This window comes from Leifsonia shinshuensis, assembly GCF_013410375.1.
Taxonomy (GTDB): Bacteria; Actinomycetota; Actinomycetes; order Actinomycetales; family Microbacteriaceae; genus Leifsonia; species Leifsonia shinshuensis.
The window spans coordinates 735,788-749,332 of record NZ_JACCFL010000001.1 but is presented as its reverse complement, the minus strand read 5'-3'; the positions used below and the strand labels follow the sequence as shown (position 1 = coordinate 749,332).

16 protein-coding genes are annotated in these 13,545 nt (G+C 73.1%); 4 read left to right on the top strand and 12 right to left on the bottom strand.

Going from position 1 to position 13,545, the window contains the following annotated elements:
• Window positions 1-137: 137 nt before the first annotated feature.
• A complete protein-coding gene (locus HNR13_RS03750; RefSeq protein ID WP_382313385.1) occupies window positions 138-335 on the top strand; it encodes a DUF3073 family protein in 198 nt (65 codons plus the stop codon).
• Window positions 336-381: 46 nt separating this feature from the next.
• Here HNR13_RS03750 and HNR13_RS03745 read toward each other — a convergent pair whose 3' ends face one another.
• The 10 genes from HNR13_RS03745 to HNR13_RS03705 form a co-directional block, all read right to left on the bottom strand.
• Complete coding sequence (locus HNR13_RS03745; protein ID WP_179604512.1) at window positions 382-990, bottom strand: response regulator; 609 nt, start codon at window positions 988-990, stop codon at window positions 382-384.
• Window positions 987-2,129, bottom strand: a complete 1,143-nt coding sequence (locus HNR13_RS03740) for a histidine kinase (protein WP_179604511.1) — start codon at window positions 2,127-2,129, stop codon at window positions 987-989. The genes HNR13_RS03745 and HNR13_RS03740 overlap by 4 nt, the downstream gene beginning before the upstream one ends.
• 38 nt (window positions 2,130-2,167) lie before the next feature.
• Window positions 2,168-2,911 (bottom strand): ABC transporter permease, encoded by a 744-nt coding sequence (locus HNR13_RS03735; protein ID WP_179604510.1) that lies wholly within the window; start codon window positions 2,909-2,911, stop codon window positions 2,168-2,170.
• Complete coding sequence (locus tag HNR13_RS21975) at window positions 2,908-3,333, bottom strand: ATP-binding cassette domain-containing protein (protein ID WP_343063447.1); 426 nt, start codon at window positions 3,331-3,333, stop codon at window positions 2,908-2,910. The genes HNR13_RS03735 and HNR13_RS21975 overlap by 4 nt, the downstream gene beginning before the upstream one ends.
• The gene (locus HNR13_RS03730; RefSeq protein ID WP_343063446.1) at window positions 3,231-3,881 is read right to left on the bottom strand and encodes an ABC transporter ATP-binding protein; all 651 of its coding nucleotides are present in this window, start codon (window positions 3,879-3,881) and stop codon (window positions 3,231-3,233) included. Before HNR13_RS03730 ends, HNR13_RS21975 begins: the two co-directional genes overlap by 103 nt.
• Window positions 3,882-4,008: 127 nt before the next feature.
• Window positions 4,009-5,268 carry a Calx-beta domain-containing protein gene (locus HNR13_RS03725; protein WP_179604509.1) on the bottom strand — a complete coding sequence of 420 codons (1,260 nt, stop codon included), beginning with the start codon at window positions 5,266-5,268 and terminating at the stop codon, window positions 4,009-4,011.
• A 188-nt stretch (window positions 5,269-5,456) separates the two neighbouring features.
• Window positions 5,457-6,620, bottom strand: coding sequence for a phosphoribosylformylglycinamidine cyclo-ligase (gene purM / locus HNR13_RS03720; RefSeq protein ID WP_179604508.1), 1,164 nt, complete (start codon window positions 6,618-6,620; stop codon window positions 5,457-5,459).
• A 74-nt stretch (window positions 6,621-6,694) separates the two neighbouring features.
• Window positions 6,695-8,305: an amidophosphoribosyltransferase gene (gene purF / locus HNR13_RS03715; protein ID WP_179604507.1), complete on the bottom strand. Its 1,611-nt coding sequence runs from the start codon at window positions 8,303-8,305 to the stop codon at window positions 6,695-6,697.
• Window positions 8,306-8,338: 33 nt separating this feature from the next.
• Window positions 8,339-8,848, bottom strand: coding sequence for a hypothetical protein (locus HNR13_RS03710; RefSeq protein WP_218881160.1), 510 nt, complete (start codon window positions 8,846-8,848; stop codon window positions 8,339-8,341).
• Between the two features lie 62 nt (window positions 8,849-8,910).
• Entirely contained in the window at window positions 8,911-9,267 is a 357-nt protein-coding gene (locus HNR13_RS03705) for a sterol carrier family protein (protein WP_179604505.1), read from the bottom strand.
• Between the two features lie 67 nt (window positions 9,268-9,334).
• On the opposite strand from HNR13_RS03705, the gene purD reads away from it, so the two are divergent.
• On the top strand, window positions 9,335-10,597 hold the full coding sequence (purD, locus tag HNR13_RS03700) for a phosphoribosylamine--glycine ligase (RefSeq protein ID WP_179604504.1): 1,263 nt from the start codon (window positions 9,335-9,337) through the stop codon (window positions 10,595-10,597).
• 104 nt (window positions 10,598-10,701) lie between these two features.
• On the opposite strand, the gene HNR13_RS03695 is transcribed toward purD, so the two are convergent.
• On the bottom strand, window positions 10,702-11,943 hold the full coding sequence (locus HNR13_RS03695; RefSeq protein ID WP_179604503.1) for an FAD-binding protein: 1,242 nt from the start codon (window positions 11,941-11,943) through the stop codon (window positions 10,702-10,704).
• 169 nt (window positions 11,944-12,112) lie between these two features.
• Between HNR13_RS03695 and HNR13_RS03690 the strand changes: the two genes are divergently transcribed.
• Both HNR13_RS03690 and HNR13_RS03685 read left to right on the top strand, forming a co-directional pair.
• Window positions 12,113-12,580, top strand: a complete 468-nt coding sequence (locus HNR13_RS03690; protein ID WP_179604502.1) for a DUF6325 family protein — start codon at window positions 12,113-12,115, stop codon at window positions 12,578-12,580.
• A gap of 26 nt (window positions 12,581-12,606) precedes the next feature.
• Window positions 12,607-12,942: an SHOCT domain-containing protein gene (locus HNR13_RS03685; RefSeq protein WP_179604501.1), complete on the top strand. Its 336-nt coding sequence runs from the start codon at window positions 12,607-12,609 to the stop codon at window positions 12,940-12,942.
• Between the two features lie 103 nt (window positions 12,943-13,045).
• On the opposite strand, the gene HNR13_RS03680 is transcribed toward HNR13_RS03685, so the two are convergent.
• Entirely contained in the window at window positions 13,046-13,525 is a 480-nt protein-coding gene (locus HNR13_RS03680) for a MarR family transcriptional regulator (RefSeq protein WP_179604500.1), read from the bottom strand.
• Window positions 13,526-13,545: the final 20 nt, after the last annotated feature.

Below are 13,545 nucleotides of genomic sequence, written 5' to 3'. Positions count from 1 at the left end.
GTCACCATGCTAAACTCGACGCTAGTTTTCACTATTTCTGTTGGATCCCCGGGTGCCATTCCCCGGGCAGGATCAAAAGGGGGTCACGCATGGGGCGCGGCCGTCAAAAGGCAAAGCACACCAAGATCGCTCGTCAGTTGAAGTCGTTCAGCCCGAACGTCAACTACGACGCGCTCGAGCGTGAGCTCACCGGACATTCCCACCACGACGACGAGCGCCAGTACGACGCGTGGGCCGACTACGACCCGGACGGCGACGACGAGACCGAAGGGTACGACGCCGCCGACGAGGACGAGTACGAGGACAGCGAGTCCGAGACGCCGAAGCGCGCCTGAGCGCGACCGTCATCCCTGCGATCACCCGAACGCGGGTCCCACCCCGTCACAGCCACCCCTGACGCGTCGCGATCGCGACCGCCTCGGAGCGGTTGCGGGCGCCCGTCTTGCCGATCGCGCTGGACAGGTGGTTGCGCACCGTCCCGTCGCTGAGGTGGAGGCGGCGCGCGATGTCGGTGATGGTGCCGCCCTGGCCGGCGACGGCGAGCACCTCGGCCTCCCGCATGGTGAGCGGTGACGCCCCCGACGCCAGCGACTCCGCGGCGAGTGCCGGATCGACGACGCGCAGCCCCGACGCCACCCGGCGGACCGCGTCGGCGAGCTGGCCGGAGGGTGTGTCCTTCACGATGAACCCGGACGCCCCGGCCTCCATCGCCCGCCGCAGGTAGCCCGGGCGGCCGAACGTCGTGACGATCAGCGACCGGCAGGACGGGAAGGCGCGCGCGAGCTCGGCGGCGACCTGGATGCCGTCGAGGCCGGGCATCTCCACGTCGAGCAGCGCCACGTCGGCGGACGACGCGCGCGCCGCGTCCAGCACTTCGTCGCCGCGGCCCACCTGGGCCACCACCTCCAGGTCGGCCTCCAGGTCGAGGAGCGCGGCGAGCGCCCCGCGAACGAGCGCCTGGTCGTCCGCGAGCAGCAGCCGGATGGTCACGCCATTCTCCTCACCGTCAGCAGCGTGCCCCCGCGCGGTCCCGCCTCCACGGTGACCGCGGCGCCGAACTCCTTCGCCCGGTCGGCCAGCCCCGCGATGCCCGACCCGTGCACCAGTTCGCGGCGCTCGGCGCCCAGCGGGGCAGGGCCGCGGCCGTCGTCCTCGATCCGGAGGGCGTCCGGCTCGACTGTCACCCAGCAGTTGCGCGAACCGGAGTGGCGGATCACGTTGGTCACGCCCTCCCGCAGCACCCAGCCGAACAGCTCGCGCAGCTCCGGAGCGACGTCCTCGCCGTTCCGAGGCAGGTGCGCCTGGATGTCCGCGGCGGCGAGGCCCGCCTGCGCCGCGGCCAGCTCCGTCGAGAGGCTCATCTCGCGGTACCCGGCGACGGCGGCCCGGAGGTCGGCGAGCGCCGAGCGCGTCAGTCGCTCGATGTCGGCGAGCTCCTCCTCCGCCCGGTGCGGGTCGACGGGGATGAGCCGGCGCGCCAGCTCCGACTTGACCGTCACGACCGTCAGCGAGTGGCCGAGCACGTCGTGCATGTCGCGGGAGAACCGCGCGCGCTCGTCCACGACGGCGAGCCGGGCGATCTCGCCCTGCGCGTTCCGCAGCCGGCGGAGGGTGTCGATCTGGCGGGCGAACGCGCTCATCATGATGCCGATCGACACCGTGATGAGCGCGATGTACCACGCCTCCCCGAACGTCCCCGTGAGCAGGAGCACGATCAGCTGCACCGCGCCGAGGCTGCCGATGATCGTGTTCGCGACCCAGGTCCGCGCGATCGACATCCCGGCGACGCACGCGACGTAGACCCAGGTCCAGAGCGTGTCGACGCCGGCGAACGGGATGAGCGTCAGCGTCAGCGCGAAGTACGCGAACACCCCGACGAGTCGCGTGCGCTCGCTCTCCCACCACAGGATCGGTGGGAGGGCGAGGAACCCGACGTAGACGATGGCCAGCAGCACGGTCGCGACGATCTTGGTGGCCAGGGCGCCGGACGACGCCCACAGACCGCCCAGCACGGAGATCTGATAGAGCAGGCCGATCGCCGCGCCCGGATACCAGCGGTAGGCGGACCGATGGGTCAGCCGCGCCCACACCCCGGTGGGCCGGTACTCGTCGACCTCGCTGCTGAACACGTCCCTACCCTAGCCAGCCGTGGCCGGTCGCCCGCGGCTCAGCCCCGCGCCGCGTCGCGGCGGTAGCGCCAGACGATCAGCGCACCGAGGGCGAGCGTCCACGCGGTCAGCACGAGGGCGGGCGTGAGGGCGTCGCCGCTCTGCAGCGCGCCGAGCTGGCCCACCCGGTTGAGCCAGTAGGACGGCACGGCCTGGGCGACGTTCGCGACCCAGGCGGGGAAGATCTGCAGCGGGATCCACAGTCCGCCCAGCACCGCCATCCCCATGAAGACCGCCATGAAGAGCGGCTGCGCGAACTCCGGCTTGGCGAACTGGCCGATCAGGATCCCGAGCAGGGCGAACGGCACGACGCCGGCCCAGATCGCCAGGCATGCCAGCAGCCAGCTCGCCGCCGACAGGTCGGGGTGGTACAGCATGATCGCGACCCCGACGATCACGACGATGCTGAGCAGCGCGAGCGCCAGGGCCGCGACCAGCTTGGAGACCAGGTAGCCCGTGCCGGTCAGCGGGGTGACCCGCAGCTGGCGGTTCCAGCCGAGCGAGCGCTCGGTGACGATGTTGAAGTCCTGCGACAGGGCGGCCATCATCCCGCCGTACGCGGACACCTGGATGGTCGTGACGACGATCCACGGGAGGTGCGTGACGGCGTCGACCTGCCCGCGGCCGCCGAACGTCCCGCCGAAGGCGAGCAGCATGACGAGCGGGACGGCGAGGGTGAAGATCATCGCGCGCATGTTCTTGAGCTGGCGGAGGGACTCGCGCCCCAGGTAGGCGATGCTCATCGGAGGGCTCCTTCGGGCTGGGACTGCTGCGGCTGCTGCTGCGCCGACTGCGCGTCGTGCGCCGCGTCGTCGCGGGACTCGGTGAGGGCGAGGAACGCGTCGTCCATCGTGTGCGCGGTGACCTCGATGTCGTGGAGGTCGTCGTGCGCGGCGAGGAGGGCGCGGAGGGTGGCGTCCGAGTCGTCGCTGACGATCGAGAGCCGGCCGGCGCGCTGGTCGACGCTGCGGACGCCGGGGAGGGCGGCGAGCTCGTCGGCGACCGCGGGCGTCCACGCGAAGCCGGCGGTCGCGGCGATCCGGCGGCCGGACACCACGGCCTTCACCTCGGCCGGCGTCCCGTCGGCGACGACCCGGCCGCGGGCGAGCATGACGATCCGGTCGGCGTAGGCGTCGGCCTCGTCGAGGTAGTGCGTCGCGAACACGACCGTGCGGCCCTGGTCGGTGAACTCCCGCATCGAGAGCCAGAAATGCGCCGGGCCTCCACGTCCATCGCGGCGGTCGGCTCGTCCAGGAACAGCAGGTCGGGGTTCGACACCACGGCGACGGCGAACCGTGCGCGCTGCATCTGGCCGCCGGACAGCTTGGAGACGCGCTGCTTCGCGATCTCGGTGCAGCGGGCGCGTTCGAGCGCCTCGGCCACGCTGAGCGGGTGCTTGTGCGCGGAGGCGACGAGCGCCACCGACTCGGCGACGGTGAGGGTGGGCAGGAGCGCGCCGCCCTGCAGCATCGCGCCGACCCTCCCCTCGCGGATGGCGCGGCGCGGGTCGCCGCCGAACAGCTCGGCGGTTCCCGCGGTCGGGCGGGCGAGGCCGAGCGCGAGGTCGATGGTGGTGGACTTGCCCGCGCCGTTGGGGCCGAGCAGGGCGATGACCTCGCCGGTGCGGACGGTGAGGTCCACGCCGTCGACGGCGGTGAGCGACCCGAACGTCTTGCGGAGGCCGCTGAGGCGGATGGCTGGTGACTGGTTCACGCTCTCAGCGTGCCGGGGCGCCGGAGGGAGCGCGCAGGGCCTGCGTCAGGACCTGGGGGTGACGTTTGTCATGTGCGGAGGCGCCGTCGCTCGGTGCGGCACGCCGGTGTTGTGGAGCTCGCTCCGGTCAGGACAGGGCGTCGCGCGCGCGGACGGAACGGACGAGGCCGATGACGCCCGCGATGCCGCCGGCCGTGATCAGCGCGGCGCCGAGGAGGAGCAGGAGGTCCTGCCCGACCGGAGCGGCGACGACCGGGGACTGCGAGGTCGGGTCATGCTGCGGCAGGGCGGAGGCCGGTCCGGCCGTCCCTCCGCCGCCCGCGCCTCCCGCGGTCACCGCCGGCAGCGGCGCTGCGGGCACCGCCGGGAGGGAGACGACCGCGACGGCGCCGGCGACATCCACCGTCGCGTGCTTCAGCACGACGAAGAAGACGGACGCGGGCGAGCCGGGCGCCCGGGCCGGCAGGCTCACGGTCGTGGTCGCGGTGTCCTGGCCGTCGGCGAGCGCCAGCGTCCCGGAGGCCGCCGCGTAGTCGGTCCCGGCGTGGGCCGTGCCGTCGAGCGTCGCGAAGTCCACCGTGGCCGGGCCGGACGCGACCGTGCGGGTCACACTGACACGGACGGAGGTGCTCCCCGCGACGACACTGTCGGTCACCACGGCCAGCGGACCGGAGGCCGCGGCGACCGTGAGCGTCGCGGCGGCCGTCGCGGGGCGGAGGGTGGAGCCGGTGGCGGGGGCGAACGCCGCGGTGACGGTGTGCGGGCCGGCGGCGGGCGCCGGGAGGTCGGCGCGCGCGACACCGCCGGGGCCGACGGGCACCGCCAGTGCCGGTGTCCCGTCGATCGCGAAGATCACGGCACCGGTGTCCGGGGGCGCGAGCAGGAAGCGGGTGACCAGCGCGGTCACGGCGATGCTCCCGCCGGTGGTGGCGGTCGCGGGCGCGCTGATCGCGACCGCGGTCGCGTCCGTGCACGCCGGAGCGGTGGCGTCGACGGCCACCGACCGGCCGGCGAGCGTCCAGGTTAGCGACGGCTCGGCCGCGGCATCGACGGTCAGCAGCCAGACACCGTGGTGCTCGCCCGGCTGGAAGGTGGACGGCTGCCCGCGGTCCGCGACGCCGGACAGGTCGTTCGCGCCGGAGCCGGCGGCGACCGTCACAGGAGCGGTCGCGGCCGAGCGGTAGCCGAGCACGACCGTGCGGGAGGTCACCGCTCCGAGCGGCGCGTCCTGCACGCAGTCGACGATCGGCGTGAGGTCCGGCGAGGTCGCTGCGGGTGCCGGGCCGGGCGCCGCGACGGCCGCGAGCGCCGGACCTCCGGTCAACGCGACACCGATCAGCGCGACCCCGAGCGCGCACGCCGAGCGGAGGCTGGCAGGCGGGGTCACAGCGGCCACTCTAGCGGGAGGCCGCGGCCGCTCGCGCGTCCACGAAGGGGTCACGTCATCCGGCGTCGCCAACGGAGGAGATCCGCCGCCGCAGACCCGCGGAAAGCAGTCTGCGGAGGAGATCGGCGCGCGCGGAGGGCCGGAGTCCTCCGGTGGCGGCGCCGGAGCGGCGCGCGAGGGGGAGCCGGTCAGCCCGCGTAGCTGCCGACCAGGCGGACCGCGCCGCCGTCGACGCCCTTGGCGCCCTGCTCGAAGCCGTCCAGGTCGCGTGCCGCCGTCGACACGACGCCGGCGCGCCAGGTCGGGATGCCGCCGGCCGTGATCGTCGCCGCGATCGCGTCTGCGGCCTCCGCGGCCACCACGGCGAACATGCCGATGCCGAGGTTCCAGGTGCCCTCCGACGACTCCAGGCTGCTACCGGCCAGGTCGCTCAGCACCCGGAACACCGGGGTCGGCGACCAGGTCGCGCGGTCGACCTCCACCCACGACCCGACCGGGAGGACGCGCGCGAGGTTCGCCGCGATCCCGCCGCCGGTGACGTGGCTGAGCGAGTGGACGGCGCCGGAGAACTCCGGGGCGCCGAGCACGTCCAGCAGCGGCGACGTGTAGAGGCGGGTCGGCTCCAGCAGGGCCTCCCCGACCGTGCCGCCGAACTCGTCGAGCCGGTCGGTGAAGGCGATGCCGCGCTGGGCCAGGATGTGGCGCACAAGCGAGAAGCCGTTGGAGTGGATGCCCGACGACGCCAGCGCGAGCACCACGTCGCCGTCGCGGACGCGCTCGGCGCCGAGCAGTTCGTCGGCCTCCACCGCGCCGACCGCCGCGCCCGCGACGTCATAGTCGTCCGGGCCGAGCAGGCCGGGGTGCTCGGCCGTCTCGCCGCCGACGAGCGCCGTGCCGGTCGCCTCGCAGGCGCGGGCGATGCCGGCAACGATCGCCGCGATCCGCTCGGGGACGACCTTGCCGCACGCGATGTAGTCGGTCATGAACAGCGGGCGGGCGCCCACCACGACGATGTCGTCCACGACCATCCCGACCAGGTCCTGGCCGATGGTGTCGTGCTTGTCCAGCGCCTGCGCGATGGCGACCTTGGTGCCGACGCCGTCGGTGGAGGTCGCCAGCAGCGGCCGCCGGAAGTCCTTGAGCGCGGACACGTCGAACATGCCGGCGAAGCCGCCGACGCCGCCCAGCACCTGCGGGCCCTGCGTGCGCGCGACGGCCGCCTTCATCAGCTCGACGGCGCGGTCGCCGGCGGCGGTGTCGACACCGGCGGCGGCGTAGGACGAGGATGCGGATGCGGTGGGCTCGGTCACTGCTCCATGGTATCCGGGCGCCTCCGTCGTCGCCGACGCCATCGGTTCCGGAGTTCTGCACGCAAGACGCCGGAGCAGAGCGTGCAGAACTCCGGAACGGATGGTCGGGGGTGCGATTACTCCTGGCGGCCGGGGTCGCCGTAGGCGATCAGGCGCTCGTACTCGGAGTCGGGGCCGGGCTCGCAACCGTCGCTGGTCGCGTCGGCGCCGGTGTCGGTCGCCGTGACGGTGGCCGCGCGCTCGGCGGCGGTCTCCACGGCATCGTCGCCCGGGCGCTCCAGGAGGTTCTTGCCGAGGTGGTGCGCGTCGGGCAGCTCGATCGGGTAGACCCCGGTGAAGCACGCGGTGCAGAGACGCTCGCGGGGCTGGTCGGTCGCGGCGATCATGCCGTCCTCCGACAGGTAGCCGAGCGAGTCGGCGCCGATCGACTGACGGACCTCGTCCACGCCGAGGCCGGTCGCGATCAGCTCGGCACGGGAGGCGAAGTCGATGCCGTAGAAGCAGGGCCAGGTGATGGGCGGGCTGGAGATGCGCACATGCACCTCGGCCGCGCCGGCCTCCCGCAGCATCGAGACGAGCGCGCGCTGGGTGTTGCCGCGCACGATCGAGTCGTCGACCACCACGAGGCGCTTGCCCTTGATGACCTCCTTGAGCGGGTTCAGCTTGAGCTTGATGCCGCGCTGGCGGATGGTCTGCGACGGCTGGATGAAGGTCCGGCCGACGTAGGAGTTCTTGACCAGGCCCTGGCCGAACGGGATGCCGGACGCCTGGGCGTAGCCGATCGCCGCCGGGGTGCCGGACTCGGGCGTCGGGATGACCAGGTCGGCCTCCACCTCGTGCTCGCGGGCGAGCTGGCGGCCCATCTCGACGCGGGCCTCGTAGACGCCGCGGCCGGCGATGGTGGTGTCGGGCCGGGCGAGGTAGACGTACTCGAAGACGCAGCCGGCGCGCTTCTCGGCGGCGAACCGCTGCGTGCGGAGGCCGTTCTCGTCGATCGCGATCAGCTCGCCGGGCTCCACCTCGCGCACGAAGCTGGCGCCGACGATGTCGAGCGCGGCGGTCTCGGAGGCGACCACCCAGCCGCGCTCCAGGCGGCCGAGCACCAGCGGGCGGACGCCCTGCGGGTCGCGCGCCGCGTACAGGGTGTGCTCGTCCATGAAGACCAGGCAGAAGGCGCCGCGCAGCCGGGGCAGGACCTCCAGGGCCGTGGCCTCCAGCGTGTGGTCGAGGTCGCCGGTGAGCAGCGCGGTGACCACCGCGGTGTCGGTCGTGTTGCCGCGGGACAGCTCGCCGTCGAGCTGCGGGTAGCGGTCGTGCACGAGCTGCATCAGCTCGGCGGTGTTGGTCAGGTTGCCGTTGTGGCCCAGCGCCACGGTGCCGCCGGAGGTGCGGCCGAGGGTCGGCTGCGCGTTCTGCCAGCTGGAGGCCCCGGTGGTGGAGTAGCGCGTGTGGCCGACGGCGATGTGGCCGGTCAGCGAGTTGAGCGCGTTCTCGTTGAAGACCTGGGAGACCAGGCCCATGTCCTTGTAGATGAGGATCTTGCTGCCGTCGCTCGTCGCGATGCCCGCGGACTCCTGCCCGCGGTGCTGCAGGGCGTAGAGGCCGAAGTAGCTGAGCTTGGCGACCTCCTCGCCGGGCGCCCACACTCCGAAGACGCCGCAGGCGTCCTGCGGCCCCTTCTCACCGGGCAGAAGATCATGACTCAGACGACCGTCGCCTCCGGCCACAGCGGGCCCCTTTCTCGAGGAATTCCGGGATGTTCAGCTGTCGACGGACGGGCGCGAGCCGTTGCTCTTCTCGTCCGAATCGGGACCCGGCTCCGCGCCGGCCTCGGTGTCGAGTTCGGCGCCGGTGTCGGGAAGGCGCACGTCGATTCTATCCGCCTGCACGGTGCGCGCCCGGCGGGTGACCGCGCGGTCGATCAGGAGGGCGACCAGCGCGCCGACGGCGACGCCGATGGTCGCGCAGATGGCCAGCAGGAAGCCGAAGACCTGGCCGCGGTCGTAGGTCGGGTTCGCGGGGAACGCGTAGGTGAGGATGAGCGCGATGACGCCGAAGACGACGGCGCCGGTGAGCATGAAGCGGAAGTAGCGCGGCGAGCGGTGCACGCGCACCTCGGCCTCCGTGACGGTGGCGTCGACCTCGGGGTCGGGAGCGGGCTCGGCGGCGGGAGCGGCGGGCGCGGCGGCGCCGTCCGAGTGCCCGGGTGCGGCGGCGTCGGCGGCGTGCGCCTCTTCGGGCACGGCGGACTCCTCCGGGTTCGAGCTCATGCGTCCATTCTCTCGCACCGCACCTGAGCGGACGCCCACTGCGGAGCGGCCTGCGGGCCCCGTCAGAAGCGGAGCGGGAGGAGGCCTTCGAGGGTGGCGCGCTGGCCGGAGGCGTGCACGGATCCGGAGGCGAGGCCGGCGTCCCAGGAGAGGCTCCCGGAGGCGAGGGCCAGCCAGGTCGCCGCGTCGGTCTCGATCACGTTCGGCGGGGTGCCGCGGGTGTGCCGCGGACCGGGGATGCACTGCACGGCGCCGAACGGCGGCACCCGCACCTCCACGGTGTTGCCGGGGGCGCGCTCGGCCAGGAGCTGGAGGAGGTAGCGCACGGCGGTGGCGGTGGTGTTCCGGTCGGCGCCCTCCGCGAGCGCGCCGCGGACCGCCGCGCCGCCGACCTCGTCGGTGATCTTCGCTCTGGCCATGCGTCCATCCTCGCACCGAGGCGTCACAGGTCGGACGGCGCCGGCCGCGCCCTCTAGCATGGGTCGCGTGAAGATTCTGGTCCTCGGTTCCGGTGCCCGCGAGCACGCCATCATCACCGCGCTCCTGGCCGAGGAGGCCGGGCACGCGATCGTCGCGGCCCCGGGCAACGCCGGGATCGCGGCCGACGTCCCGGTCGAGCCGGGTCTCGACCCGCTGGACGGCGCCGCCGTCGCCGAGTACGCGATCGAGAACGGCGTCGAGCTCGTCGTGATCGGACCGGAGGCTCCGCTCGTCGCCGGTGTCGCCGACCCGCTGCGCACGCGCGGCATCCCGGTGTTCGGCCCCGGCCGCGCCGCCGCGCAGCTGGAGGGCTCGAAGACCTTCGCGAAGCGGATCATGGAGGAGGCGGGCGTCCCGACCGGACGCGCCGCCCGCGCTGGCACCCTGGCCGAGGCCGAGCGCGCGCTGGATGAGTTCGGCGCGCCCTACGTCGTGAAGGCCGACGGCCTCGCGGCGGGCAAGGGCGTCATCGTGACCTCCGACCGCGCCGCTGCCGTCGAGCACGCCCGCCACTACCTGGCGCAGGGCGGAGTGCTGATCGAGGAGTTCCTGGACGGCGAGGAGGTGTCGCTATTCCTTGTCAGCGACGGCCACACCGTCCTCCCGCTCAGCCCCGCGCAGGACTACAAGCGCCTCCTCGACGGCGATGCCGGGCCGAACACCGGCGGGATGGGCGCCTACTCGCCGCTCCCCTGGCTCCCGGAGAACTTCGTGGACGAGGTCATCGACACGATCGCCCTCCCGACCGTGCGGCAGCTGGCGGCCGAGCAGACGCCGTTCATCGGCCTCCTCTACTGCGGGCTCATCGTGACTTCGAAGGGCATCCGCGTCATCGAGTTCAACGCGCGCTTCGGCGACCCGGAGACCCAGGTCGTGCTGCCGCGGCTGCTGACCCCGCTGTCGTCGCTGCTCTACGCTGCGGCGACCGGCGAGCTGTCCGGGATGCCGCGCCCCGAGTTCGCGCTCGACACCGCGGTGACCGTGGTGCTCGCCAGCGAGGGCTACCCGGAGGCGCCGCAGACCGGCCGGCCGATCACCGGGCTGGACGAGGCGGCGCAGGTCCCGGAGGTCACGATCGCTCACGCCGCGACCGCGCTCGACGCCGACACCGGCGCGCTGCTCGCGACCGGAGGCCGCGTCCTCTCCGTCGTCGCCCGCGGCACGAGCTTCGACGAGGCCCGCGAGCGCGCCTACGACGCGGTCGCGCGCATCCACCTCCCCGGCGCCCAGTACCGCACCGACATCGCCGCCCGCGTCGCCCGCTCCTGACCCCGCCGTGCGCGCAGCCCGCGAGCACAGGAAAAACGTCGCTGACTCGGGAGTATTCGCGACGTTTTTCCTGTGCTCGGCGGCTGCGGGAAGGGGGAACGGGGTTAGGCGAGGAGGCGCGTGAGGAAGGGGTTGCGGAAGCGGCCCGCAGGGTCGAAGGACGCGGCCAGCGCGCGGAAGTCGTCGAGGCGGGGGTAGAGCGACGGGACGACGCCGTCGACGTCGAGGTAGAGCTTGCCCCAGTGCGGGCGCGCGCCGAGCGGGAGCAGCGCGGCCTCCAGGGCCGGGAGCACGGCCTCCACGCCGGCCTGGTCGCGGAACCACGTGAAGTGCAGGCCGACCGCGTCGGTGCCGTACGCGCTCGACAGCCACAGGTCGTCGGCCGCGACCGTGCGGATCTCGCTGATCTGCAGCAGCGGCGCGATCACCGGGGCGAGCGCGCGGACCGCCTGGATGGCCTCCACCGCACGGGCCCGCGGCACCAGGTACTCGGACTGGATCTCCTCGCCGTTGGAGGGCGTGAACTCGAACCGGAAGTGCGCGAGCCGCTCGCTCCACGGGCCGACCACGCCGAGCTGCTCGGTGGTGTTCCGGACGTCCATCGCGGCGATCATGTGCCGGGCCTCGGTGAGCGCGGGTGCGCCGAAGAAGTCGTCGGCGATCGTCGTCGCGGCGCCGTCCAGCTCCTTCAGCCAGGCGAGCGAGACGGACTCCTCGTCCCACGTGGTGAAGAGCGACACGCTGTACGCGACCGAGGTGACCTCGTCGAAGCGTTCGATCACGACATCCCACGGGACGCCGCCGAACAGCCGCTGTCGCGCGTCGAAGGTCGGCCGGATGTCGAGGACGACCTCCGTCACCACGCCCAGCGCGCCGAGCGACACCGCCGCGCCCTCGAACCCGGCGTCGCCGCGGGCGATGTCCACGAGCTCCCCCGACCCGGTCAGGATGCGCAGCCCGGCCACGGCGGTGGAGAGGTTGCCGTTGCGGTCGCCGGAGCCGTGCGTCGCGGTCGCGATCGCGCCGGCGACGGAGATGTGCGGCAGCGACGCCAGGTTGTGCAGCGCCCAGCCCGCCGCCTGCAGCTCGCGGGCGAGGTCGCCGTAGCGCACGCCGCCGCCGACGGTCACCGTCCGCGCGTCGGGGTCGATGCGGATGCCCGCCGGGAGGCCGGCGGTGCTGACCAGGAGGCCGTCGGTGTCGGCCAGGTCGTTGAAGGAGTGCCTGCTGCCGAGCGCCCGCACGGACGTCGCGCCCGTCACGAGCTCGCGGAGCTCCTCCACGCTGGTCGGGCGCGCGATCCGACCCCGGTACTCGTGGTTTCCTGCCCAGTTCTTCTCGCCCACCAGGGTCCCTTCTCGACGTCGACGGCGGTGTCCGCAGGCTCCCAGTCTAGGGATGTGACCGTGCACATTCCGCACCGCCGGTCGGCCTCAAATCAGTCATTGCCGGGCTGAGTACGCCTGTGTATCGTCTGCCGTGAAAGCGGGACGGGCCCGCTGACGGAGGCGTGAGATGGCTGAATTCGAGTACGGCCCGGCGGAGTTCATCGTCGCCCAGTTCGACAACGACAGACCGTCGCCCGGGGTGGTCCAGGCCATCCTCGACCTCGTGGAGAGCGGCACGGTCCGCCTCCTGGACCTCGTGTTCGTGATGCGTCACGCCGACGGCGGGGTCGAGATCGTGGAGCTGGAGGAGATCGGCGACGAGATCGGCATGGCGGACATCACCCTGGACGCCGGCGGTCTCGCGGGCGCCGAGGACGTGGACTCGATCGCGGAGCTGATCGAGCCGGGCACCACCGGCGCGATCCTGGTGATCGAGCACCTCTGGGCGAAGGACCTCGCCAGCAAGTTCTTCCAGGCGGGCGGCCTCGTGGTCCACAGCGAGCGCATCCCGGCGCCGGTCGTCAACGCGGTCGTGGCCGGGGAGTTCGAGGACTACGTCGAGTCCGACGCCGCTGTCGAGTCGGTCGAGAGCTGAGGAGTGGGGAAATGCCTCTAGGACGCATGGGACGCCCGGGACTGATCGGGATGGCGGCCCGCACGGCCGTGGTGGCCGGCACCGCGACGGCGGTGTCGGGCAACGTGCAGCGCCGCCAGGCGCAGCGCGAACAGGACAAGTACGAGCAGCAGATGTACGAGGAGCAGCAGCAACAGGCGCAGATGCAGGCGGCTGCTCAGCAGGCCGCCGCGCAACAGGCGGCCGCGGCTCCGGCGGCGGCTCCGGCTGCGGCTCCCGCTGACGACATGATGGCGAAGCTCCAGCAGCTCGCCACCCTGCACTCGCAGGGGATCCTCTCCGACGAGGAGTTCAGCGCCGCCAAGGCCAAACTGCTCGCCTGAACCAACCGCCGAGTACGCGGATTATCTGCGTACTCGGCGGTTCTCGCCTGAATTCGGGCGTACTCGGCGGTTGCGCATGACAGCCGGGGGACCGGCCAGGGGGTCAGCGGCGGAAGCCGGGGTGGCCGTCGGGCGGGAAGGAGGAGGCGGCCGCGAGCTTCGCGAGCAGCGCCGCGAGAGCGACCTGCTCGTCGTCGTCGAGCGGGGACAGCACGTCGCCCTGGTGCGCCTCGGCGACCTCCCGCAACCGCGCCAGCATCCGCTCGCCGTCGGGCGCGAGGGTGAGCACGTTGTTGCGCCGGTCGCCCTCGCTGCGCTCGCGGACGACGAACCCCTTCGCCTCGAGTTCGTCCACGAGCGCGACCAGCCGGCTCGGGACCGTGCCGAGCTGCTCGGCGAGCTCGCGCTGGCTGAGGCCCTGGCGCCTGCCGAGCACCCGGATCGCACCGGCCTCCCGCGGCGTCAGCCCCAGCGCGGCGACGCGTTCGGCGAAACGGTCGGCGGCCTCCGCACCGACCTGGGCGAGCAGGAACGCGGTACGCGGCGGGGCGCCACGGCGGGCGCGTTCGGGAGTGGACGTCACGGAATCCAGAATAGCGCTTG

Excerpts from the sequence above, each read along its gene's own strand:
- HNR13_RS03735 (WP_179604510.1), bottom strand. The coding sequence starts at position 2,911 with ATGAGCATCGCCTACCTGGGGCGCGAGTCCCTCCGCCAGCTCAAGAAC.
- purM (WP_179604508.1), bottom strand. The coding sequence starts at position 6,620 with ATGGCGTCGGCGACGACGGAGGCGCCCGGATACCATGGAGCAGTGACC.
- HNR13_RS03710 (WP_218881160.1), bottom strand. The coding sequence starts at position 8,848 with ATGAGCTCGAACCCGGAGGAGTCCGCCGTGCCCGAAGAGGCGCACGCC.
- HNR13_RS03705 (WP_179604505.1), bottom strand. The coding sequence starts at position 9,267 with ATGGCCAGAGCGAAGATCACCGACGAGGTCGGCGGCGCGGCGGTCCGC.
- HNR13_RS03690 (WP_179604502.1), top strand. The coding sequence starts at position 12,113 with ATGGCTGAATTCGAGTACGGCCCGGCGGAGTTCATCGTCGCCCAGTTC.
- HNR13_RS03685 (WP_179604501.1), top strand. The coding sequence starts at position 12,607 with ATGGGACGCCCGGGACTGATCGGGATGGCGGCCCGCACGGCCGTGGTG.